Origin of the sequence: Aeromonas sp. R7-4, assembly GCF_040908055.1 — a bacterium.
Classification (GTDB): Bacteria; Pseudomonadota; Gammaproteobacteria; order Enterobacterales; family Aeromonadaceae; genus Aeromonas; species Aeromonas sanarellii.
The window spans coordinates 84,689-105,373 of record NZ_JBFODA010000050.1; the positions used below are offsets into that span (position 1 = coordinate 84,689).

At 61.1% G+C, this 20,685-nt stretch carries 21 protein-coding genes; 16 read left to right on the forward strand and 5 right to left on the reverse strand.

Annotation, left to right across the window (positions count from 1 at the left end):
• Positions 1-58: 58 nt before the first annotated feature.
• The 8 genes from atpE (at position 59) to glmU (ending at position 7,157) form a co-directional block, all read left to right on the forward strand.
• A complete protein-coding gene (atpE, locus tag AB5Y72_RS13385) occupies positions 59-298 on the forward strand; it encodes a F0F1 ATP synthase subunit C (RefSeq protein WP_010672265.1) in 240 nt (79 codons plus the stop codon).
• 51 nt (positions 299-349) lie between these two features.
• Positions 350-820 (forward strand): F0F1 ATP synthase subunit B, encoded by a 471-nt coding sequence (atpF, locus tag AB5Y72_RS13390; protein WP_010672264.1) that lies wholly within the window; start codon positions 350-352, stop codon positions 818-820.
• 13 nt (positions 821-833) lie between these two features.
• Positions 834-1,367, forward strand: coding sequence for a F0F1 ATP synthase subunit delta (atpH, locus tag AB5Y72_RS13395; RefSeq protein WP_042079082.1), 534 nt, complete (start codon positions 834-836; stop codon positions 1,365-1,367).
• Positions 1,368-1,382: 15 nt separating this feature from the next.
• Entirely contained in the window at positions 1,383-2,924 is a 1,542-nt protein-coding gene (atpA, locus tag AB5Y72_RS13400) for a F0F1 ATP synthase subunit alpha (RefSeq protein WP_042079083.1), read from the forward strand.
• Positions 2,925-2,966: 42 nt separating this feature from the next.
• Positions 2,967-3,833 (forward strand): F0F1 ATP synthase subunit gamma, encoded by an 867-nt coding sequence (gene atpG, locus AB5Y72_RS13405; protein WP_042079084.1) that lies wholly within the window; start codon positions 2,967-2,969, stop codon positions 3,831-3,833.
• Positions 3,834-3,866: 33 nt separating this feature from the next.
• On the forward strand, positions 3,867-5,255 hold the full coding sequence (atpD, locus tag AB5Y72_RS13410; RefSeq protein ID WP_010672260.1) for a F0F1 ATP synthase subunit beta: 1,389 nt from the start codon (positions 3,867-3,869) through the stop codon (positions 5,253-5,255).
• Positions 5,256-5,273: 18 nt separating this feature from the next.
• Positions 5,274-5,702: a F0F1 ATP synthase subunit epsilon gene (locus AB5Y72_RS13415; protein WP_010672259.1), complete on the forward strand. Its 429-nt coding sequence runs from the start codon at positions 5,274-5,276 to the stop codon at positions 5,700-5,702.
• Positions 5,703-5,795: 93 nt separating this feature from the next.
• Complete coding sequence (glmU, locus tag AB5Y72_RS13420; protein ID WP_325783275.1) at positions 5,796-7,157, forward strand: bifunctional UDP-N-acetylglucosamine diphosphorylase/glucosamine-1-phosphate N-acetyltransferase GlmU; 1,362 nt, start codon at positions 5,796-5,798, stop codon at positions 7,155-7,157.
• A gap of 50 nt (positions 7,158-7,207) precedes the next feature.
• On the opposite strand, the gene creD is transcribed toward glmU, so the two are convergent.
• The 4 genes from creD to blrA all read right to left on the reverse strand — a co-directional run bounded on the left by creD (position 7,208) and on the right by blrA (position 11,676).
• Positions 7,208-8,530, reverse strand: a complete 1,323-nt coding sequence (gene creD, locus AB5Y72_RS13425) for a cell envelope integrity protein CreD (RefSeq protein WP_325783274.1) — start codon at positions 8,528-8,530, stop codon at positions 7,208-7,210.
• A 121-nt stretch (positions 8,531-8,651) separates the two neighbouring features.
• Positions 8,652-9,446 (reverse strand): class D beta-lactamase, encoded by a 795-nt coding sequence (gene blaOXA / locus AB5Y72_RS13430; RefSeq protein WP_209794773.1) that lies wholly within the window; start codon positions 9,444-9,446, stop codon positions 8,652-8,654.
• Positions 9,447-9,545: 99 nt separating this feature from the next.
• Positions 9,546-10,967, reverse strand: coding sequence for a beta-lactam sensor histidine kinase BlrB (gene blrB / locus AB5Y72_RS13435; protein ID WP_209794772.1), 1,422 nt, complete (start codon positions 10,965-10,967; stop codon positions 9,546-9,548).
• Between the two features lie 34 nt (positions 10,968-11,001).
• Positions 11,002-11,676: a beta-lactam response regulator transcription factor BlrA gene (gene blrA, locus AB5Y72_RS13440; protein WP_042079106.1), complete on the reverse strand. Its 675-nt coding sequence runs from the start codon at positions 11,674-11,676 to the stop codon at positions 11,002-11,004.
• A 123-nt stretch (positions 11,677-11,799) separates the two neighbouring features.
• On the opposite strand from blrA, the gene AB5Y72_RS13445 reads away from it, so the two are divergent.
• Positions 11,800-12,573 carry a DeoR/GlpR family DNA-binding transcription regulator gene (locus tag AB5Y72_RS13445; RefSeq protein ID WP_042079089.1) on the forward strand — a complete coding sequence of 258 codons (774 nt, stop codon included), beginning with the start codon at positions 11,800-11,802 and terminating at the stop codon, positions 12,571-12,573.
• 55 nt (positions 12,574-12,628) lie between these two features.
• Positions 12,629-14,461: a glutamine--fructose-6-phosphate transaminase (isomerizing) gene (glmS, locus tag AB5Y72_RS13450; RefSeq protein WP_042079090.1), complete on the forward strand. Its 1,833-nt coding sequence runs from the start codon at positions 12,629-12,631 to the stop codon at positions 14,459-14,461.
• Positions 14,462-14,525: 64 nt separating this feature from the next.
• Here the strand turns inward: glmS and AB5Y72_RS13455 are convergent, their stop codons facing one another.
• On the reverse strand, positions 14,526-15,302 hold the full coding sequence (locus tag AB5Y72_RS13455; protein ID WP_042079092.1) for a LuxR family transcriptional regulator: 777 nt from the start codon (positions 15,300-15,302) through the stop codon (positions 14,526-14,528).
• 211 nt (positions 15,303-15,513) lie between these two features.
• On the opposite strand from AB5Y72_RS13455, the gene AB5Y72_RS13460 reads away from it, so the two are divergent.
• The 6 genes from AB5Y72_RS13460 to AB5Y72_RS13485 are packed head-to-tail and all read left to right on the forward strand — an operon-like array spanning position 15,514 to position 20,344.
• Entirely contained in the window at positions 15,514-16,275 is a 762-nt protein-coding gene (locus AB5Y72_RS13460; RefSeq protein WP_042079093.1) for a DUF3450 domain-containing protein, read from the forward strand.
• A complete protein-coding gene (locus AB5Y72_RS13465; protein ID WP_325783273.1) occupies positions 16,272-17,579 on the forward strand; it encodes a MotA/TolQ/ExbB proton channel family protein in 1,308 nt (435 codons plus the stop codon). The genes AB5Y72_RS13460 and AB5Y72_RS13465 overlap by 4 nt, the downstream gene beginning before the upstream one ends.
• Positions 17,576-18,106, forward strand: coding sequence for a MotA/TolQ/ExbB proton channel family protein (locus tag AB5Y72_RS13470; protein WP_005307253.1), 531 nt, complete (start codon positions 17,576-17,578; stop codon positions 18,104-18,106). The genes AB5Y72_RS13465 and AB5Y72_RS13470 overlap by 4 nt, the downstream gene beginning before the upstream one ends.
• On the forward strand, positions 18,103-18,504 hold the full coding sequence (locus tag AB5Y72_RS13475; protein WP_216991359.1) for a biopolymer transporter ExbD: 402 nt from the start codon (positions 18,103-18,105) through the stop codon (positions 18,502-18,504). Before AB5Y72_RS13470 ends, AB5Y72_RS13475 begins: the two co-directional genes overlap by 4 nt.
• A complete protein-coding gene (locus tag AB5Y72_RS13480) occupies positions 18,501-19,163 on the forward strand; it encodes a TonB family protein (protein WP_325783272.1) in 663 nt (220 codons plus the stop codon). Before AB5Y72_RS13475 ends, AB5Y72_RS13480 begins: the two co-directional genes overlap by 4 nt.
• A gap of 2 nt (positions 19,164-19,165) precedes the next feature.
• Positions 19,166-20,344 carry a hypothetical protein gene (locus AB5Y72_RS13485; RefSeq protein WP_216991357.1) on the forward strand — a complete coding sequence of 393 codons (1,179 nt, stop codon included), beginning with the start codon at positions 19,166-19,168 and terminating at the stop codon, positions 20,342-20,344.
• Positions 20,345-20,685: the final 341 nt, after the last annotated feature.

The following is a 20,685-nucleotide window of genomic DNA, read 5'->3' on the forward strand; positions in this document are numbered from 1 at the left end:
TGCAACTCAAATAATCCTTTTTATACAATCAATTACATCTAAATAAATGGAGATCCTCATGGAAAACTTGAACATGGACCTGCTGTACATCGCTGCTGCAATGATGATGGGTCTGGCGGCTATCGGCGCCTCCATCGGTATCGGTATCCTGGGTGGCAAGTTCCTGGAAGGTGCGGCTCGCCAACCTGACCTGATCCCTGTTCTGCGTACCCAGTTCTTCATCGTGATGGGTCTGGTGGATGCGATCCCGATGATCGCCGTTGGTCTGGGTCTGTACGTGATGTTTGCGGTTGCCTAAGTCGTCTCGACTCACGCAGAACCCATTAACTAACTAAAGAGGACATCGGCTGTGAATATCAACGCCACCCTCCTCGGCCAAGCAGTTGCTTTTTTCATCTTCGTAGTGTTTTGCATGAAGTACGTATGGCCGCCGCTGATGGCTGCCATCGAAGCCCGTCAGAAAGAAATCGCTGACGGCCTCTCTTCTGCAGAGCGTGCCAAGAAAGATCTGGAGCTGGCCAAGGCCAACGCCACCGATCAGCTGAAAGAAGCCAAGCTTCAGGCTGCTGAAATCATCGATCAGGCCAACAAACGCAAAGCCCAGATCATTGACGAGGCCGCTGTCGGAGCTCAAGCAGAGCGGGAAAAAATCCTGGCTCAGGGCCGTGCAGAGATCGAAGCTGAACGTCATCGTGCCAAAGAAGAACTGCGCAAGCAGGTTGCTGCTCTTGCCATCGCGGGTGCAGAGAAGATCCTGGCACGCCAAATCGACCAGGCTGCCAACAGCGACATCGTCGACAAACTGGTAGCAGAACTGTAACGGGAACGGGGCTATGTCTGAACTGACTACAATCGCTCGCCCCTACGCCAAGGCTGCTTTCGAGTTTGCCGTTGAGCACAAGGCGGTTGACCAATGGCTGGAGATGCTCGATTTCGCCGCTCAGGTGGCAGAGAACGAGACCATCCACAACCTGGTAAACGGCTCCGTGGCTGCCGAAGAACTGGCAAACCTGTTTGTCGGTGTCTGCGGTGAGCAGCTCAACGAGCACGGTCAGAACCTGATCCGGGTGATGGCCGAGAATGGTCGCTTGGGTGTGCTGCCGGCGGTCGTTGCCGAATTCGTCGCGCTCAAGGCTGAACTGGACAAAGAAGTTCAGGCTGACGTGATTTCGGCGATCGAACTGACCGACCAGCAGAAAGCCAATATTCAGGCTTCTCTGGAACAACGTCTCGCGCGCAAAGTGAAGCTGAATTGCAGCACAGATGCGTCCTTGATGGCCGGGGTGCTCATCAAGGCCGGTGATCTCGTTATCGACGGCACGGTCCGCGGTAAGCTGGATCGCATGGCCGATGCGCTGCAATCTTGATTGGGGTATTAGAGCATGCAACTGAATTCCACTGAAATCGCCGAGCTGATCAAGCAGCGCATTGCGCAGTTTGATGTCAAAAGCGAAGCGCGTAACGAGGGTACCATCGTCTCTGTGAGTGACGGTATCATTCGTATCCACGGTCTGGCCGATGCCATGCAGGGTGAGATGATCGAGCTGCCGGGCAACCGCTTCGCTCTGGCATTGAACCTGGAGCGTGACTCCGTTGGTGCCGTTGTCATGGGTCCCTATGCCAACCTGGCGGAAGGGATGAAGGTAAAGGGGACCGGCCGTATTCTGGAAGTGCCGGTCGGTCGTGGTCTGTTGGGCCGGGTGGTCAACACCCTGGGTCAGCCGATCGACGGTAAGGGTCCGGTAGAACACGACGGCTACTCGCCGATCGAAGTGATCGCCCCGGGCGTTATCGAGCGTAAGTCTGTTGACCAGCCAGTCCAGACCGGTCTGAAAGCCATCGATGCCATGATCCCCATCGGTCGTGGCCAGCGTGAGCTGATCATCGGTGACCGTCAGGTAGGTAAGACCGCCATCGCCATCGACACCATCATCAACCAGAAAGACTCCGGCATTAAGTGCGTCTACGTTGCGATCGGCCAGAAGGCCTCCACCATCGCCAACGTGGTGCGCAAGCTGGAAGAGCACGGTGCCCTGGCCAACACCATCGTCGTCGTCGCCTCTGCCTCCGAAGCCGCCGCCCTGCAGTACCTGGCTCCCTATGCCGGTTGCTCCATGGGTGAGTACTTCCGTGACCGCGGCGAAGACGCACTGATCATCTATGATGACCTGTCCAAGCAGGCCGTTGCCTATCGCCAGATCTCCCTGCTGCTGCGCCGTCCGCCAGGACGCGAAGCCTACCCGGGCGACGTCTTCTATCTGCACTCCCGTCTGCTCGAGCGTGCCGCTCGCGTGAACGCCGAGTACGTCGAGAAGTTCACCAAGGGTGCCGTGAAAGGCCAGACCGGTTCTCTGACCGCCCTGCCGATCATCGAAACCCAGGCCGGCGACGTCTCCGCGTTCGTTCCGACCAACGTGATCTCCATCACCGACGGCCAGATCTTCCTGACCTCCCAGCTGTTCAACTCCGGCATCCGTCCGGCGGTTGACCCGGGTATTTCCGTATCCCGTGTGGGTGGTGCGGCTCAGACCAAGATCGTCAAGAAGCTGTCCGGTGGTATCCGTACCGCGCTGGCCCAGTACCGCGAGCTGGCGGCCTTCGCCCAGTTCTCCTCCGATCTGGACGATGCGACCCGCAAGCAGCTGGATCACGGTCAGAAAGTGACCGAGCTGATGAAGCAGAAGCAGTACTCTCCGATGAGCGTGGCCCAGCAATCCCTGGTGCTGTTCGCCGCCGAGAAGGGTTATCTCGCCGATGTCGAACTGAGCAAGATCGTCGACTTCGAAGCCGCTCTGCTCTCTTACGCCAATACCCAGCATGGTGAGCTGATGGCTGAAATCAATGCCAAGGCTGACTACAACGATGCGATCGTTGGCAAGCTGACTGCGTTGCTGGATGACTTCAAGGCAACCCAGACCTGGTAAGCGTGTGTGGCAGCGCAAGCTGCCACCTGATGGAGAGAAGAGATGGCCGGCGCAAAAGAGATACGTAACAAGATCGGGAGTGTGAAGAACACTCAGAAGATCACCAGCGCTATGGAAATGGTGGCAGCGAGCAAGATGCGCCGTGCGCAGGAACGCATGTCTGCCAGCCGTCCGTACGCTGAAACCATGCGCAAGGTGATCGGCCATATCGCCCAGGGGAACTTGGAATACAAGCACCCCTACCTCATGGAACGTGAGGTGAAGCGAGTGGGTTACATCGTCGTCTCCACCGACCGTGGCCTGTGTGGTGGTTTGAACATCAACCTGTTCAAGGCTGCCCTCAACGATATGAAGCAATGGAGCGCGAACGGTGCCAAGGTTGACCTGGCACTGATCGGTAACAAGGCCTCCAACTTCTTTGAACGGCACGGCGCCAAGGTGAAAGCCCATGTCTCCGGACTGGGTGACAACCCGAGCGTCAATGACCTGATTGGTTCAGTCAAGGTCATGCTGAAGGCTTACGACAACGGTGAGATTGACAGGCTGTATCTGGTGTACAACAAGTTCGTCAACACCATGGTTCAGCAACCAAAAGTCGATCAACTGCTGCCTTTGCCCGTAACTGAAGACAGCAAGCTCGCCAAGAAACACCACTGGGATTACCTCTATGAGCCGGATCCCAAGCAACTGCTGGATACCCTGCTGATTCGCTACGTCGAGTCCCAGGTCTACCAGGGTGTGGTTGAAAACTTGGCAAGTGAACAGGCAGCCCGAATGGTTGCCATGCAAGCCGCGACTGACAACGCCGGCAACCTGATTAACGATCTGCAACTGGTATACAACAAGGCCCGTCAGGCCAGTATTACCCAGGAGCTCACTGAGATCGTTTCCGGTGCTGCCGCGGTGTAAGGCAAGGGTTATCAAAGGTTTAGAGGATTTGACATGAGTAACGGTTTCATCGTCCAAATCATCGGCGCTGTGGTGGACATCGAGTTCCCGCAGAATGCCGTGCCCCAGGTGTACGATGCACTGAAGGTTGTCAGCGAAGGCCAAGGCCAGGGTCTGGTACTGGAAGTTCAGCAACAGATCGGCGGCGGCGTCGTGCGTTGCATCACCATGGGTTCCTCCGACGGTCTGCGTCGTGGGTTGGAAGTAGTTAACAGCGGCAAGGCCATCCAGGTACCGGTCGGTACCTCGACCCTGGGCCGTATCATGAACGTACTGGGCGATCCCATCGACGAGAAGGGCCCGATCGGCGAAGAAGAGCGTTGGTCCATCCACCGTGAAGCCCCCAGCTACGAAGATCAGTCCAACAGCACCGAGCTGCTGGAGACCGGCATCAAGGTTATCGACCTGGTATGTCCGTTCGCCAAGGGTGGTAAGGTTGGTCTGTTCGGCGGCGCCGGTGTAGGCAAGACCGTCAACATGATGGAGCTGATCCGTAACATCGCGATCGAGCACAGCGGTTACTCCGTGTTCGCCGGTGTAGGTGAGCGTACCCGTGAGGGTAACGACTTCTACCACGAGATGATGGAGTCCAACGTACTGGACAAGGTATCTCTGGTTTACGGTCAGATGAACGAGCCGCCCGGAAACCGTCTGCGCGTGGCGCTGACCGGCCTGACCATGGCCGAGAAGTTCCGTGACGAAGGTCGTGACGTGCTGTTCTTCGTGGACAACATCTACCGTTACACCCTGGCCGGTACCGAAGTATCCGCACTGCTGGGCCGTATGCCTTCCGCAGTAGGTTACCAGCCGACCCTGGCCGAGGAGATGGGTGTTCTGCAAGAGCGCATCACCTCCACCAAGACCGGTTCCATCACCTCCGTACAGGCCGTTTACGTCCCTGCGGATGACTTGACCGACCCGTCTCCGGCGACCACCTTCGCCCACCTGGATGCGACCGTCGTACTGTCCCGTCAGATCGCGGCATTGGGTATCTACCCGGCCGTTGACCCGCTGGACTCCACCTCCCGTCAGCTGGATCCGCTGGTGGTAGGCAAGGAGCACTACGAGACCGCTCGTGGCGTTCAGACCGTGCTGCAGCGCTACAAGGAGCTGAAGGACATCATCGCCATCCTGGGTATGGATGAACTGTCAGAAGAAGACAAACTGACCGTAGCCCGTGCCCGTAAGATCGAGCGTTTCCTGTCCCAGCCGTTCTTCGTGGCCGAAGTATTTACCGGTTCTCCGGGCAAGTACGTGCCGCTGAAGGAAACCATCCGTGGCTTCCAGGGCATCCTGAAGGGCGAGTACGACGATCTGCCCGAGCAGGCGTTCTACATGGTTGGCGGCATCGACGAAGTCGTCGAGAAGTCCAAGAAACTGTAAGCCTCGATAGGAGGGCCCATGGCTGAGATGATCTCCTTTCACCTGGATGTGGTGAGCGCCGAAGGGAAACTGTTTTCCGGTCGGGTGCAATCTGCCCAGGTATCAGGCTCCGAAGGTGAGCTGGGTCTCCGCCACGGTCATGCTCCGTTGCTGACTGCCATCAAGCCGGGCCTGGTCCGCTTGATCAAGCAAAATGGTAGCGAAGAGGTGCTGTACATCTCCGGCGGCATGCTGGAAGTACAACCCGAAGCCGTGACCGTGCTGGCCGATACCGCCATTCGCGCCGACGACCTGGATGAGGCGAAAGCCCAGGAAGCCAAGCGTCGCGCCGAAGAGCGGATCAACAGCTCCCATGGTGATATCGACTACGCTCAGGCATCTGCCGAGCTGGCCAAAGCAATGGCCCAGCTGCGGGTTATCGATATCGTCAAAAAGAATTACCGCTAATCACGGTGATGCAAAAAGCGACCTTCGGGTCGCTTTTTTTTTGCCCGTTGGATAGACTCCGCCCAGCATTTCCACCTGTTTCAAAGGCTAGCTATGTCTCTCAATGTCGTGATCCTGGCTGCGGGTAAAGGTACTCGTATGCGTTCTGTTCTCCCCAAGGTGCTGCACCCCGTGGCCAACAAGCCCATGGTCTCCCATGTGATCGATACCGCTCGCCAGATCGGCGCCGAACAGCTGCATCTGGTCTATGGCCACGGTGCCGAGCTGCTGAAGGAGCGGATCCAGGCATCCGACCTGAACTGGGTACTGCAGGCACAGCAGCTGGGGACCGGCCATGCCGTCGCCCAAGCCATCCCGTTCTGGCATGACCAAGACGACGTGCTGGTGCTCTACGGCGATACTCCGCTGATCCAGCCCGAGACCCTGCAACGGTTGCTGGCCGCCAAGGCCGACGACGGCATGGCGCTGCTGACCGTGGTGCTGGACAACCCCACCGGCTATGGCCGCATCGTGCGGGAACATGGTCAGGTGGTCGGCATTGTCGAGCAGAAGGATGCCAACGCCGAGCAGCTCGCCATCCGCGAGGTGAACACCGGCGTGCTGGTGGCGAACGGCGGCCAGCTGCGCAGCTGGCTGTCGCGCCTAGACAACAAGAATGCCCAGGGGGAGTTCTATCTGACTGACGTGATTGCCATGGCCCATGGAGATGGCTGCCCCATCGCCGCCGTCCACCCGGACAGCGCCATGGAAGTGGAAGGGGCCAACAACCGGGTGCAGCTGGCCCAGCTCGAACGCAGCTACCAGCAGATGCAGGCCGAGAAGCTGATGATCGCCGGCGCCACCCTGATCGACCCCGCCCGTTTCGATCTGCGGGGCACCCTGGAGATCGGGGAAGAGGTGGTGATCGACGTCAACGTCATCATCGAAGGCAAGGTCAAGCTCGGCAACCATGTGCGCATCGGGGCCGGAGCCGTGCTGAAGGATTGCGTGATCGGCGACCACACCGAGGTGAAACCCTACTCCGTCATCGAAGGGGCACAGATCGCGGATCAGTGCTCGGTCGGTCCCTTCACCCGTCTGCGCCCGGGCGCCGTGCTGGAGCAGGATGCCCACGTCGGCAACTTCGTCGAGATGAAGAAGGCGCGCCTCGGGGTGGGCTCCAAGTGCGGTCACCTCACCTATCTGGGGGATGCGGAGATCGGTGCCAAGGTGAATATCGGTGCCGGCACCATCACCTGCAACTACGACGGGGTGAACAAGTTCCAGACCATCATCGAGGACGACGTCTTTGTCGGCTCCGATACCCAGCTGGTGGCGCCGGTGCGCATCGGCAAGGGGGCGACCCTGGGGGCGGGTTCGACCATCACCAAGGACGTGGCGGAGAACGAGCTGGTGATCACCCGGGTGCCCCAGCGTCACATCCAGAACTGGGCTCGCCCGGTCAAGAAGAAGTGATGCCCGATCAATGAAATGCAAACCGGCGCCCGAGGGCGCCGGTTTTGTTTTCAGTCTGCCTGTTCAGCTGCGGGGATTTGGTCGTCCGGGCGGCTCATCACCCGGTACCAGTCCAGCTTGCGGGTCAGCACCATGACAAGCGCCAGTATGGCGAACAGCAGCAGGGCGCCGAGCAGCAGGGCTGTCTCCTCGGCCTGCAGCAAGCCGAACAGGATGGCGTAGACCAGCCCGAGCAGGGCTGAGAATCCCATGCCCTGTTTCGGGCCGCCCAAGACATAGCTCAGGTAGAAGCCGTTGAGGGCCACGCTGGCCAGGGCGGCAATCAGATAGGCCCAGGCAAAGCCCAGATGCTCGGTCAGGGCCAGCAGCACCAGATAGAAGATGGCCAGCCCCATGCCCACCAGGGCGTACTGAATCGGGTGCACCCGCAGCCCCCTGAGCAGCTCGAACATGAAGAAGCTGAGGAAGGTGAGGCCGATGAACAGCAGGGCATACTTGGCGGCCCGCTCGTTAAGCTGATAGTGATCCACCGGTTGCACCAGGCTGACGCTGAAACTAGGCAGCTTTTCTGAGGGCCCGAAGATTGAGTCGTGGAACTGGTTTTCCATATCAGTGGCAAACCAGCTGGTCTGCCAGTGAGCGTTGAATCCTTTCTCTTGTACCTTGCGGCTGGTCGGCAGGAAGTCACCGAGAAAATTGGGATGAGGCCAGTTACCAGAGAGGGTCAGTTTGCTGTCACGGCCTATCGGGATCAGGGAGAATTTCTCCATGCCCTGCAGGGAAAACCTTACCTCGAAACGCCCTCCTTGCTGTTGTTTGGTCGTCAGCGGGACATGCACGCCGGACAAGGTGCCAAGGCGGGCTCCTGGGATGACGGCCAGTGGTTCGTTGGCGAGGGTGATGGCCGGGATCTGGGTGATGCCGCGGGCATCGGAGACGACCAGGCTGAGATAGGGTTGGCCGGGTAGGCTGTTGCGCGGAGGCTGCCAATCAGGGAGCGAAGGTAATTGACCGGTCAGAGTGACGTTGGCCTGATATGGTTGGGCTTGGTAAATCCCCAGTTTGCGCGGAGTAACTTCCATGTCGACAGTAGCATCCAGCTGTTCCGGTAGGAGGTAGCGATAGAGGGTTTCCACTTCTCGCCGGGATTCCTTACCATCGTTCAGGATGTGCCCGCTTGTGTACGGCTGTACTACGATGGGACCTATCAGGCGCTGGTGCCCGCTGGTGCTGGCCATTATTTGCTGGATGGCTTCTGAGCGATAAGCCTGGCGCTCCCGGTTCAGCTCCATGATGGATTGCACCGGCACCATCAGCAGCAGGCTGAGCAACAGCAGCAGAAAGATCTTGTGGTTGAAAATCTGTTTGACCATGACTCATCTCCTTGTGGTTGAAGAGGAGTGTGCCGGGGTCGGGTGAAGGGAAGATGGGGCTGTGTGAAGGGGTGGTGAAGGGGGTAAAAAAACCGGCGCCAGGCGCCGGTTCTTGTTGGCATTACAACTTCTTCAGCTCGACCGGCAGGGCGGCAAATATCTCGTCCCTGGCCTTCAGGGAGGCAAACTGTTTGCCCGGCTTCTGGATGACGGTGTGGACGAAGATGAGCTTCTTGTCCTGCTTGCTGGCCCAGCCGACGAACCAGCCGATCTGCTGCTCCCTGTCCAGACTGCCATCCAGCAGCTTGGGGTAACCCATGCCGGTCTTGCCGTGGATCTGCCAACCGTCGATGTCGGGCTGACGCATCAGGTTGGCGGTGTGGCGCAGGGTCTGGGCGGAGACCGGCAGCTTGCCGCTCACCATCTTGCCGAGGAAGCGGGCCTGCTCTTGGGGGCTGATGGCGAGGCTGGAGCTGAGCCAGGCCTGGGTCAGACCGTCGTGCTTGCCCGGGTTGCCCGAGAGATCCCGGTTGCCGTAGTCGAAGCGGTCGACATAGTGCTGGAAGCGCGCCTCTCCCAGCCACTCGGTGAGGCGCTGTGAGTACCAGATGACCGAGAATTGCATCCAGCTGCTTGGGGTGATGGTCTGCTTCCACTCCGGCAGGAAGTCAGGGTCACCGGGTTTGAATGGCAGGGCCGGCAGTTGCTCATCCACCAGGAAGCCGCTGTCATAGCCCATCAGGGCTAGCGGGATCTTGAAGGTGGAGGCCGGGGTCAACTGGGCGGCACACTCCCCCTGGGTGCTGAGGGGTTTGCCGGTGGCATCGGCAAACAGCATGCAACCAGAGGCGGCGCTGGCGGGCAGGGCACAGAAGAGGCCGGCGGCAAGCAGGCCGGACAACAGCATACGGGGCATCACTCTCTCCTTGATTCATGGGAATGCGCATCGACGGGGAAGGTCGTCATCGAGGAGGCGCAGCTTAGCCAGGCTCTGTGTGCTCAGTGTGAAGAGCCCTCAGTTGCCGGGCAGCCAGAGCTCTGCCAGCACGCCGCCGTCCGGCTGGTTGGCAAGGGTCAGCCGGCCGCCGTGCTGGCGCGCCACCTCAGTGGCGAAGCTGAGCCCGAGGCCGCTGCTCTTGCCCTTGTCGGGTCTGGGCAGCGAATAGAAGCGCTCGAAAATCCTGGGCAGCGCAAAGTCGGGAATGCCTGGTCCCTGATCCCGCACCCGGAAGCAGTAGCCCCCCTGCTCCATGGCGCCGCTCAGCCGGATCTGACCCCCGGCGGGTGAGAAGTCGAGGGCGTTGTCCAGCAGGTTGCCGAGGGCCTGCTCCACCAGCAGGGGATCCCACTTCTGCCTGGGGGCGTCGGCTAGCTCTGCCGTCAGGGCCACATGGCGACGGGCTGCGACTATCTGGCGGGCGTCGAGCACCCGTCTGCCCAGCTTGGCCGGCTCGATGGCCTGCCTGTCCAGCCCCTGCCCAGATTCCAGTCTGGCCAGTTGCAGCATCCGCTCGATCAGCTGCTGCATGCGGGCCGTCTCCAGATTGATGTTGCCGATAAAGCGCTTTGCGACGTCTAGCGGCGGGGCCTCAGTCAGTATTTCCCCTGCCCCGCGAATGGCGGCCAGCGGGCTCTTGAGTTCGTGGGTCAGGCTGTGGACATAGGCTTCGATATAGGCCTTGCCGTCCAACTGGCGACGCATGGTTTCCAGGGAGCGGCCGAGTCGATCCAGCTCCGGGCTGTAGAGGCGCGGCAGGCTGGCGGGCTGACCCTGGCTGACCGCATCGGCGTAGTGCACCAGCTTGCCGATGGCGCGGTTGAGCCACCACACCAGCAGGGCGCCGATGAGCAGCGAGATGAACAGCAGCAGGGCCGCCCCCTGCAGCAGCTGGTGTTCGCTGCGCTCTATCATGGGCAGCAGGGTGCGGTTGGGTTTGGCGACGGTGAGGGAGCCGAGGATCACCTCCCCTTCCCGCAGCGGGGCGGCCACGTGCATCACCGAGCTGGCGGGGTCGTCGGGATCGCTGCGGGTGCTGCGGGCGCCATATTCGCCCCGCAGGGTCAGATAGACGTCGTTCCAGCGCGAGTAGTCCTTGCCGAGATCCACCCCGTCCGAGTCGTAGACCACCTTGCCCCAGCGGTCGACCACATAGATGCGGTACTCCGCCTGCTGCTTGAGGTGACCGTCGATCAGGGCGTTGATGGGGCTCTGGTTGAGGCGGGCGAAGGCGCTGGCCAGCCTGCCATCCGCCATCTTCCCTTCCTGCATGTCGTCCAGTGCCAGCGGCGCCAGCATCTGGGCCATGTCGACCAGGGTATCTTCGGTGGCGCTGCGCACCCCTGGTTTGATCTCCTCGACGAAGATCTCCAGCACGAACCAGGCGGCCAGGGCGAAGATCAGCACCAGGCCGCACAGCAGTTGCAATCCGATTCTCATCTCATCCCCCTGCCGGTGCCCGGCCACCCTGAGTTCATGCCAGCTCCAGGCTGTAGCCCAGCCCGCGGTGGGTCAGGATCAGGTTGGCGTCAGGGTCCCGCTCCCGCAGCTTGGCGCGAATGGTCTTGATATGGGTGTCCACGGTGCGATCCAGGCTCTCCTCCGCCCCGCTCCACACCAGCTCCATCAGCTGCTGGCGAGAATAGACCCGGCCCGGCGCCAGCATCAGGGTCTTGAGCAGCAGGTATTCGTAGCGAGTGAGCGCCAGCGGCTGGCCATGGAAGCAGATGCGGGCCCGCTCCTCATCCAGCACCAGCAGCTGGCTCGGTTGGGGAGCGCTGGGCTGGCTGCGGCGCAGTATCACCCGCACCCTGGCGCACACCTCGCGGGGCGAGAAGGGCTTGGCCACATAGTCGTCTGCCCCTATTTCCAGCCCGATCAGCCTGTCTATCTCCTCGCTGCGGGCGGTGAGAAACATCAGGGGCGTGTCGGTCAGGGTCCGCACCTGCTTGCACAGCTCGAAACCGCTGATGTCCGGCAGTCCCACATCCAGAATGAGGAAGTCGGGTTGCGTCTGTTCCAGTCGCGCCAGCAACGGCTGTCCGAGGGGGAACCACTCCACCTCGAAACCGTCGGTCTGCAGGGCGTAGATCAGGGTGTCGGCAATGCTGGTCTCGTCTTCCACCAGCCAGATGAGTCGTTTTTGCATGGCGTCCTCGTCGCAAATCGGCTTGCCCATTCTGGCATCGAAGCAAATCGGATCCTATTTGCCGTTTGATTTTTCCCGAAAAGGCATTAATATTTCGCCATTCTTTCGAATCGAAACTTAATGATGACCAAACGCAACACTCAACAGCGTCGCCACACCATAGTGAGCCTGGTACAGGAACAGGGTGAAGTCAGTGTCGACGCCCTGGCCAAACACTTCTCCACCTCGGAAGTGACCATCCGCAAGGATCTGGCGGTGCTGGAGACCGGTGGCCTGTTGCTGCGTCGCTACGGCGGTGCCGTTCCCCTGCCCAGCGAGATGGTGGTGGACAGCAACCCGGATCAGGTTTCGAAACGAAAGCTGGCCATTGCCCGCGCCGCCGCCGAGCGGATCCGCGATCACAATCGCATCATCATCGACAGCGGCAGCACCACCAGCGCCATGATCCCCATGCTGGGCAGCAAGCGCGGCCTTATCGTCATGACCAACTCCCTCAACGTGGCTGGCGCCCTGCGGGAGCTGGAGAACGAACCCACCCTGCTGATGACCGGCGGCACCTGGGATCCCCACTCCGAATCCTTCCAGGGCCAGGTGGCGGAGCAGGTGCTGCGCTCCTATGACTTCGACCAGCTGTTCATCGGCGCCGACGGCATAGACCCTGAGCGAGGCACCACCACCTTCAACGAGCTGGTGGGTCTCTCCCGGGTCATGGCCGAGGTGTCGCGGGAGGTCATCGTCATGGTGGAGTCGGAGAAGATCGGCCGCAAGATCCCGAACCTCGAACTGCCCTGGTCCGGTATCCATACCCTGGTGACCGACGAGGGGCTGGCCAGTGCGGCCAGAGAACAGATCCGGGCCAGGGGGATCCAGCTGATTTGCGCCCCCGTGGCCCTGTGAACAGAACCGTCCATTATTCAATCGAATTAACGTCTTACGTCTCAAGGAGAAGTCTATGTGTGGCATCGTCGGGGCCGTCGCCCAACGTGATGTGGCTGAAATCCTGGTAGAGGGCCTGCGCCGTCTGGAATACCGCGGTTATGACTCCGCCGGGGTGGCCGTGTTCAGCGCCGATAGACCGCTGCAGCGGGTTCGCCGTCTGGGCAAGGTGGCCGAGCTGGCCAAGGCGCTCGAAGAGCAGTCCGTGCACGGCGGCACCGGCATCGCCCACACCCGCTGGGCGACCCACGGCGAGCCGTCCGAGCGCAACGCCCACCCCCACGTCTCCGAGCATATCGTGGTGGTACACAACGGCATCATCGAGAACCACGAAGAGCTGCGGGAAGAGTTGAAGGCGCTGGGCTATGTGTTCAGCTCCGACACCGACACCGAGGTGATCGCCCATCTGGTGCATCACGAGCTGAAGAGCGCCCCTAGCCTGCTGGCCGCCATGCAGATTGCGGTGAAGCAGCTGCGCGGCGCCTACGGCACCGTCGTGATGGACAGCCGCGACGACAGCCGCCTGGTGGTGGCCCGATCCGGCTCCCCCCTGGTGATCGGCCGCGGCATCGGCGAGAACTTCATCGCCTCCGACCAGATGGCGTTGCTGCCGGTGACCCGTCGCTTCATCTTCCTGGAAGAGGGGGACGTGGCCGAGGTGACCCGTCGCGACGTGCATGTCTTCGATACCCAGGGCGAGGCCGTGGTGCGTGAGGAGCTGGAGTCCGAGCTCTCCCACGATGCCGGTGACAAGGGCGAATACCGCCACTACATGCTGAAAGAGATCTACGAGCAGCCCAAGGCCATCACCAATACCCTGGAAGGTCGTCTGGGTTCGGATCACGTGGTGGTCGAGTCCTTCGGCAACGGCGCCCGCGCCATCTTCGACAAGGTCGAGCACGTGCAGATCGTGGCCTGCGGCACCTCCTACAACTCCGGCATGGTGGCCCGCTACTGGTTCGAGGAGATCGCCGGTGTCTCCTGCGACGTGGAGATCGCCTCCGAGTTCCGCTATCGCAAGTCCGTGGTGCGCCCCAACAGCCTGCTGGTGACCCTGTCCCAGAGCGGCGAGACTGCCGACACCCTGGCGGCTCTGCGCCTAGCCAAGGAGTCCGGCTACATGAGCTCCCTGGCCATCTGCAACGTGCCGGGTTCCTCCCTGGTGCGCGAATCCGACCTGGCCTTCATGACCCGGGCCGGTGCCGAGATAGGCGTCGCCTCCACCAAGGCGTTCACCACCCAACTGGCCGGTCTGCTGATGCTGGTGGCCTCGGTCGGTCACTGCCGTGGCAACCTGAGTGCCGCCGCCGAGGCCGAGCTGGTCAAGGCGTTGCAGGCCCTGCCGCTGCGCATCAAGGAAGGCCTGGCGCTGGCCAAGCAGATCGAGACCCTGGCCGAAGAGTTTGCCGACAAGCACCACAGCCTGTTCCTCGGTCGCGGCAGCCAGTACCCCATCGCCATGGAGGGGGCGCTCAAGCTCAAAGAGATCTCCTATATCCACGCCGAGGCCTATGCCGCCGGTGAGCTCAAGCACGGCCCGCTGGCGCTGATCGATGCCGAGATGCCCATCATAGTCGTGGCGCCGAACAACGACCTGCTGGAGAAGCTCAAGTCCAACGTGGAAGAGGTGCGCGCCCGTGGCGGTATCCTCTATGTGTTCGCCGATGCGGATGCCGGCTTCAAGAGCGACGAGACCATGCGGGTGATGAGCCTTAACCACGTGGAAGAGGTGATCGCGCCCATCGTCTACACCGTGCCGTTGCAACTGCTTTCCTACCATGTCGCCCTCATCAAGGGCACCGACGTGGATCAGCCGCGCAACCTGGCAAAATCCGTGACCGTGGAATAAGCCGTCGCCGGAAATGAAGAAGAGCCGCATTGCGGCTCTTTTTGTTTGTCTGATCGAGTGGCCGTTATGACAGCCGCAGGTTGGTGATGGTCACGTCGTCCAGAGAGGGCACTATGATGCCGCTGGAGATGCTCTTGGCGATCGCCTGGTTGCGGTTCTTGGAGTCAGTCTTGTTGGTGACCTGATTGAGGTGGAAGTTCACGGTACGCTCGCTGATGCCGAGGATGGTGGCGATCTCCCAGGAGGTCTTGCCCTCGCTGGCCCAGAACAGGCACTCCTTCTCCCGGTCCGACAGCTCGGTAAGGTGCTTCATCAGCTCGGGTCTGCGCTTTATCAACTGCAGCGCCGCACCGAAGATATAACTGGCGCAAAACGACAGTGTGGGAGCGTTTTCAAACATCAGTTCAGAATTGGACTTCTCCTTGCTGATGAAGGAGAGGATGCCGTGCTCCCCCTGCGGGGTGTGGAGCGGGAAGGAGACGCCGTTTCTCACCCCGAAGTCGGCGGCCAGATTCATCACCTCCCGGCTGGCACTGGGCAACCAGGGAGAATCGCAATCGAGCTTGTTCCAGAAGATGGGCTGGGTCTGCTTCAGCCCCAGGAAGACGACCGGATCCTGGGTCAGGTAGTGGCGCTCCGAATAGGCGTCAAACCAGCTGGTGGGACAGTTGTTGAACAAGGCCACATGGGACTTTTGCATGCTGATGGGAAAAATGATCAGCAGCCGGAAGTAATCAAAGCCCATCTGATGGCTGAAGCGCTCCAGTTGCTGCTGGATATCGCTCGTTTTCTTGGCCTTGGTGAACCGATCTATGTGTTCCCAGATCGCATCGTTAAACATGTAACTCTCCTTTTTCGACCACTCATCATCCTGATCGAAAAGACATTTTTTAGTTATTTAGAATGGTGTTGTGACTAACAACGCCAGTAATTCCCGTGCTTGTCTAAAAAGTATCCTGTTTTTTCGGCCACAGGCCAAGAAAATCATCTGATTGCCACTGGCCCGACTCTTTGAGACAATGAGAATAGTTATCATTGTTAAGATTTATATCATGAATAAGTTTTGGGGTTTGGCCTTGTTGCCACTGTCAGTCCACTTCGCTGCTGGCGCCGACGAGTTGGTCGCACCGGCACTGAAAAACAGCATCGCCGCCGGGAAAGCCTCCCAGCAGCGCGTGGAAAAAGCCGCCGATGCAGCCGTTGCCGCCCGGCTGGAGCTGCAAAATGCCCAGCTGCAACTGCGCGATCTGGAAGCCTACAACCGCTACATGCAGTCTCTGGTGGCCGATCAGCAGAATGAGCTTGGCAAGCTGAGCCAGCAGCTGGAGGCGGTACAGGAGACGCGGCAGGGCCTGATCCCGCTGATGCTGCAGATGCAGGCCGATCTGGAGCAGCTGGTACAAAATGACATGCCGCTGCGCAAGGAAGATCGCCTGGCGCGGGTTGAACAGTTGAAAGCGACCCTGGCCCGAGCCGACGTGAGCGAGGCGGAGAAGTTCCGCCAGCTGCTGCAGGCCTACCAAATCGAAGCCGAATACGGCAGCCGGTTGGATAGCTACTCTGCCGAGCTGGCGCTGGATGGCGCACCGCGCCGGGTCGATGTGCTGGCGGTGGGCCGGGTCTCCCTGCTGGCGATGACCGCCGACCGCTCCCTGGCCTGGCGCTGGTCTGCGCAGAGCAAGCAGTGGCAGCCCCTCGACAGCCAGTGGCTCTCTCCCATTGCCGAGGCGCTGGAGATGGCTGCCGACAAGAAGGTTCCCCAGTTGTTGAATGTCCCCCTTTCCGTCAGCCGTGGTCAGGAGGCCCAGTCATGAGCGTCACCATGAAGTGGTTCCCCCTCGCCATTGCCCTCTCCCTAGGCATCACCACTGCCGTTGCCGATGAAGCCTGGCGGCAGCAGGAGCAGGCTCGTGAGCAGCAGGCCCAGCAGGATCTGGCGTCTGTCTCCAAGGAGCTGAACAGTGCCCGTGCCAAACTGGCTGCGGCCCAGCGCCTGAGCAAGCAGCTGGCGGCCGAGTTTGCCGGCAACGAGAAGCAGCTGGTGGAGCTCAATGCTCAGTGGGAGCAGGCCTCCGGCGACATGAACGAGATCTTCGCGGTGACCCGTCAGGGGGCCAGCGATGCGGTCAAGCTGCTGAGCGAATCCGCCGTCGAGGGCCAGTACCCCGAGCGCCTCGCCCCGCTCAAGGCCATGGCGCAGGAGAAGCAGGTGCCGGATCGCGCCGCCCTCGCCCTGCTGCCCGCCACCCTGCTGCAGGAGATCCGTGAATCGGGCCGGGTTGCCCAGTTCGACGGCAAGGTGCTGGATGCCCAGGGGGCTGCCAGCGAGCAGACGTTGACCCGGATCGGCAGCTTCGTGCTGTTTGGCGAGCAGGGGTTCCTGCAGCCAACCGCCGAAGGCCTGAGCCCGGTGCTGGGTCTGCCCGGCAGCGTGCTCTCCGCTGCGGCCGCCTATCAGGGTCAGGAGGGGGAAGCGCTGCCGCTGGATCCCTCCCACGGCACCCTGCTGGATATGCTGGCACAAGCCCCCACCTTCTGGCAGCAAGTCCAGCAGGGCGGCCAGGTTGGCGCCATTATCGTGCTGCTGGCCGCCATCGGCCTGGGGATCGCCGGGGTTCGGCTGTGGAGCCTCTCCCGCGAACTGGGTCGGGTTCGTCGCCAGCTCAAGAGCGGCGAATATCATGCCGACAACGCCCTCGGTCGGGTGCTGACGGTGGCTGACAAGCATCCCGAGCTGAGTATGGAGACCCTCGAGCTGCGTCTCGACGAGGCGATCCTGCAGGAGACCCCTCGCATGGAGCGCGGTATCGGTATGGTCAAGGTGATCGCGGCCATTGCCCCCATGCTGGGCCTGCTCGGTACCGTGACCGGGATGATCGGCACCTTCCAGGCCATCACCCAGTTCGGCACCGGCGATCCCAAGATCATGGCGGGCGGCATCTCCATGGCGCTGGTCACCACGGTACAGGGTCTGGTGGCGGCCATTCCGCTTATCCTGGCCCACAGCCTGCTGCAATCCCGCTTCACCGAACTCTCCAACGTACTGGAGCAGCAGGTGGCCGGCATTTTGGCCGAGCGGGCCGAGAGCAACCGTGACGGGATGGAGCGGGTGGCATGATGCTCGACATCTGGCAACAGCTGCAGAGTTTCATGGGCCGTGGCGGCCCGGTGCTCTGGGTCATTCTGGCCTTGCTGGTGCTGATGTGGATTCTGATGATCGAGCGGCTGCTCTACCTCAACCTGGGGTTTGCACCGTTGCAGCGTCAGCTGCTTGGCCGCTGGCAGGCCCGCAGCGAGCGCCACAGCTGGCACGCTCGCGCGATTCGCGGGCGCTGGCTGGCCGAGGCCGAGCTTGAGCTCAACCGTCATCTGATCTTCATCCGCACCCTGGTGGTGCTCTGCCCCATGCTGGGGTTGCTGGGTACAGTGACCGGCATGATAGGCGTATTCGATGCGTTGGCCGCGGCCAACCGCTTTAACCCGGAGAGCATGGCGGGTGGGATCTCCCGCGCCACCATCCCTACCATGGCTGGCATGGTGGTCGCTCTCTCCGGCGTGTTGTTACTCAGCCGACTCGAGAGCCAGGCCAAGCGCGCGCTGGCCAAGACCCGGGACGGCCTGCGAGAAGAGAAGGTAATGCAATGAGACGGCAATCCAAACGCCAGCGCGATGAAGTGCAGATCGACATGACCCCCATGCTGGATATCGTCTTCATCATGTTGATCTTCTTTATTGTCACCACCTCCTTCGTGCGCGAAGCCGGGCTCGAGGTGCACAGGCCCCAGGCCAGTCAGGCCAAGGCGCAGAAGTCCTCCAGCATCATGCTGGCGATCGGCGCTCAGGGGCAGATCTTCCTCGACCGCAAGCAGATCGACGTGGAGCGGGTGCAGGCCAGCGTCGCCCGCCTGCTGGCGGAACAGCCTGATGCCAGTCTGGTGATCCAGGCCGACGAGCGGGTGCCCCACGGCAAGGTGGTACGGGTGATGGATGAAGCCAAGGCGGCAGGCATCGCCAACATCGCCGTGGCGGTGGCCACGAAATGAAATACAAGCTGATGAGCCTGGGACTGGGGATTGCCCTCAGTCTGGGGATCCTGCTGTTCATGGCCACCCTGGTGGAGCCGCCCAGAGGGGAGAAGGCGAGCGCCGAGCAGAAATCCATCGTCATCAATATGCAGAACGAGGTGACTGAAGTGCTGGTGCGCGAGCGCCCGGTACCCCAGGAGCCGGAACCCTTGCCGGAGCCGCCTGCCGCGCTGGCCTCGACACCGCTGCCTATGCCTGCGGCGGCCCCGCTGCCCTCGGTGCAGCCGAGCCTGGATCTGGTCTCCAGCCTCAGTGCGGTGCAGGTCTATGCCCCTGGCGTTGCGACCAGCCCTACCCCGGTCGCGAGCGGCAACTTCCACGGCCAGCAGCAGGGTGTCGGGATCGGTGCCGGCGACATGTTGATGCCGCTGCAGCGGATCGAGCCGGTCTATCCCTATCGAGCCCAGCAGGCCGGCATCGAAGGGTCGGTGACCTTGCGCTTCAGCGTCGATGCAGACGGCCGGGTGCAGGATGTGGAGGTGGTCGAGGCCAAGCCGAAGCGTCAGTTCGAGCGGGCGGCCATTCAGGCGATTAACAAATGGCGCTACCAGCCGAGACCGGGCGCCACCGACAAGCTGGTGCAAGTCATCACGCTCAAATTCAAACTGGAGTCATAACCATGTTGCGGATCTGGATCTGTGTGCTGGCCCTGGTCAGCCAAGCCTGTCTGGCGATGGAGGTGAGCCCTCATTTCTCCCGCCAGCTGGAGCCCGTGATGAAGCTCTATCAGTCCGGCCAGTGGCAACAGGCCCAGAGTAAGGCATCCGGCCTCAAACCAAATAGCGAGGCTGAGCGTGCCTGGCTGGCGCAGTTGCAGGCATCCCTGGCCGCCAACTTGCAGCAGACCGCGCAGGCGAGTCGCTACGTGGAGCAGGCCCTGGCCTATAAGGAGTGGCCCGAGCAACAACAGTTGCAACTGCTGCGGCTGCGCGGCGACATCCAGGCCCAGCAATCCAACTGGGCCGGCGCCATCGCCAGCTACAAGGCGGCTTTGGCCATCCAGGCTGACGATGCCTTGCGCCTGCGTCTGGCCGGCCTCTATTACCACAACAAGCAGTATGGTGAGGCGGCCAGTCAGAGTGAACAACTGTTGAAGAAGAGCTGGCAGAAGCAGGCCGCTATCATTCGTCTCTCCGCCCTTACCGCACTGCAGCGCTACGGTGTGGCGGCCGATCAGGCCGAAGAGCTGATCAGCTACGAGCCGAAAGAGAGCAAGTGGTGGCAGCAGGCTGTGTCGCTCAACCTCTCCGCCAAGCGCGGCGATCAGGCGCTGGCACTGCTGCAAACCGCCATCGACCGTCAACTGATGGACGATGCCGCTGCCCGCAACCAGCTGATCCGTCTTTATGCCTGGCAGGGACTGCCCTATCGCGGTGCCCGTCTGCTGGAGTCTGCCATGGCCAAGGGGCAGATGAGGCCGAACGCCGAGAACCGCCAACTGCTGGCCCAATTGTGGGAAGGGGCGCGCGAGTGGCCGAAGGCCGTCGACAGCTGGCAACTGCTTGCCCGGGAACATGCTCACCCCAAGGCGGCCATGCGCGCCGCCGAACTGTTGTTGCAACAAGGTAGAACGGATGCGGCCATGACCCAGCTCGCGGCCATCAAGTCGGTGAAGGGAGAGCAAGGCAACAGGGCCAAGGCGCTGCTGGTGCAGGCGCACCTCAATAAAGAGCAGTATGCCCAGGCGCTGGAACTGGCCCGTGAACTGCAACAACAGGATAACTGGCAGCAGCGAGCGACCAGCTGGGTCAACTATATCCAGGCGCAAAGCGAAGAATTGAGCAAAAAAGCGGCGTGAAAGCAGGCTGAAGCCCTTGTTTTAGAGGCTTGAGCCTGCTTTTTCAGCAAACTAACGCATTTTTGCAAAAATCCCTTGTCATCGCTGCGCGGCTCCCTATAATGCGCCCCTACCAGCACGGCGGACCACGCCAACCTGATGAGCCAGCTTCCTCGTGAAGTCAGCGCCGAAAGAAAAGCGAAAACAACCGCTTGACTTTCGAAGTGAGGAGCGTAAGATGCGCCACCTCAACGCGATAAGCGTGATGCTCTTTAACAATTTGAATCAAGCAATCTGTGTGGGCACTCACAGCATCGAGCATCAAAAACAATTTTTGATATCAATGTCTGATGAAGTGACCA

Bases quoted from the DNA above. Each gene is read 5' to 3' on its own strand.
- AB5Y72_RS13460 (WP_042079093.1), top strand. From the start codon at position 15,514: ATGAATAAGTTTTGGGGTTTGGCCTTGTTGCCACTGTCAGTCCACTTC.
- AB5Y72_RS13480 (WP_325783272.1), top strand. From the start codon at position 18,501: ATGAAATACAAGCTGATGAGCCTGGGACTGGGGATTGCCCTCAGTCTG.
- AB5Y72_RS13465 (WP_325783273.1), top strand. From the start codon at position 16,272: ATGAGCGTCACCATGAAGTGGTTCCCCCTCGCCATTGCCCTCTCCCTA.
- AB5Y72_RS13445 (WP_042079089.1), top strand. From the start codon at position 11,800: ATGACCAAACGCAACACTCAACAGCGTCGCCACACCATAGTGAGCCTG.
- atpE (WP_010672265.1), top strand. From the start codon at position 59: ATGGAAAACTTGAACATGGACCTGCTGTACATCGCTGCTGCAATGATG.
- atpH (WP_042079082.1), top strand. From the start codon at position 834: ATGTCTGAACTGACTACAATCGCTCGCCCCTACGCCAAGGCTGCTTTC.
- creD (WP_325783274.1), bottom strand. From the start codon at position 8,530: ATGGTCAAACAGATTTTCAACCACAAGATCTTTCTGCTGCTGTTGCTC.
- glmS (WP_042079090.1), top strand. From the start codon at position 12,629: ATGTGTGGCATCGTCGGGGCCGTCGCCCAACGTGATGTGGCTGAAATC.
- AB5Y72_RS13455 (WP_042079092.1), bottom strand. From the start codon at position 15,302: ATGTTTAACGATGCGATCTGGGAACACATAGATCGGTTCACCAAGGCC.
- atpD (WP_010672260.1), top strand. From the start codon at position 3,867: ATGAGTAACGGTTTCATCGTCCAAATCATCGGCGCTGTGGTGGACATC.
- atpG (WP_042079084.1), top strand. From the start codon at position 2,967: ATGGCCGGCGCAAAAGAGATACGTAACAAGATCGGGAGTGTGAAGAAC.
- AB5Y72_RS13415 (WP_010672259.1), top strand. From the start codon at position 5,274: ATGGCTGAGATGATCTCCTTTCACCTGGATGTGGTGAGCGCCGAAGGG.
- AB5Y72_RS13475 (WP_216991359.1), top strand. From the start codon at position 18,103: ATGAGACGGCAATCCAAACGCCAGCGCGATGAAGTGCAGATCGACATG.
- blrA (WP_042079106.1), bottom strand. From the start codon at position 11,676: ATGCAAAAACGACTCATCTGGCTGGTGGAAGACGAGACCAGCATTGCC.
- AB5Y72_RS13470 (WP_005307253.1), top strand. From the start codon at position 17,576: ATGATGCTCGACATCTGGCAACAGCTGCAGAGTTTCATGGGCCGTGGC.
- blaOXA (WP_209794773.1), bottom strand. From the start codon at position 9,446: ATGCCCCGTATGCTGTTGTCCGGCCTGCTTGCCGCCGGCCTCTTCTGT.
- blrB (WP_209794772.1), bottom strand. From the start codon at position 10,967: ATGAGAATCGGATTGCAACTGCTGTGCGGCCTGGTGCTGATCTTCGCC.
- AB5Y72_RS13485 (WP_216991357.1), top strand. From the start codon at position 19,166: ATGTTGCGGATCTGGATCTGTGTGCTGGCCCTGGTCAGCCAAGCCTGT.
- glmU (WP_325783275.1), top strand. From the start codon at position 5,796: ATGTCTCTCAATGTCGTGATCCTGGCTGCGGGTAAAGGTACTCGTATG.
- atpA (WP_042079083.1), top strand. From the start codon at position 1,383: ATGCAACTGAATTCCACTGAAATCGCCGAGCTGATCAAGCAGCGCATT.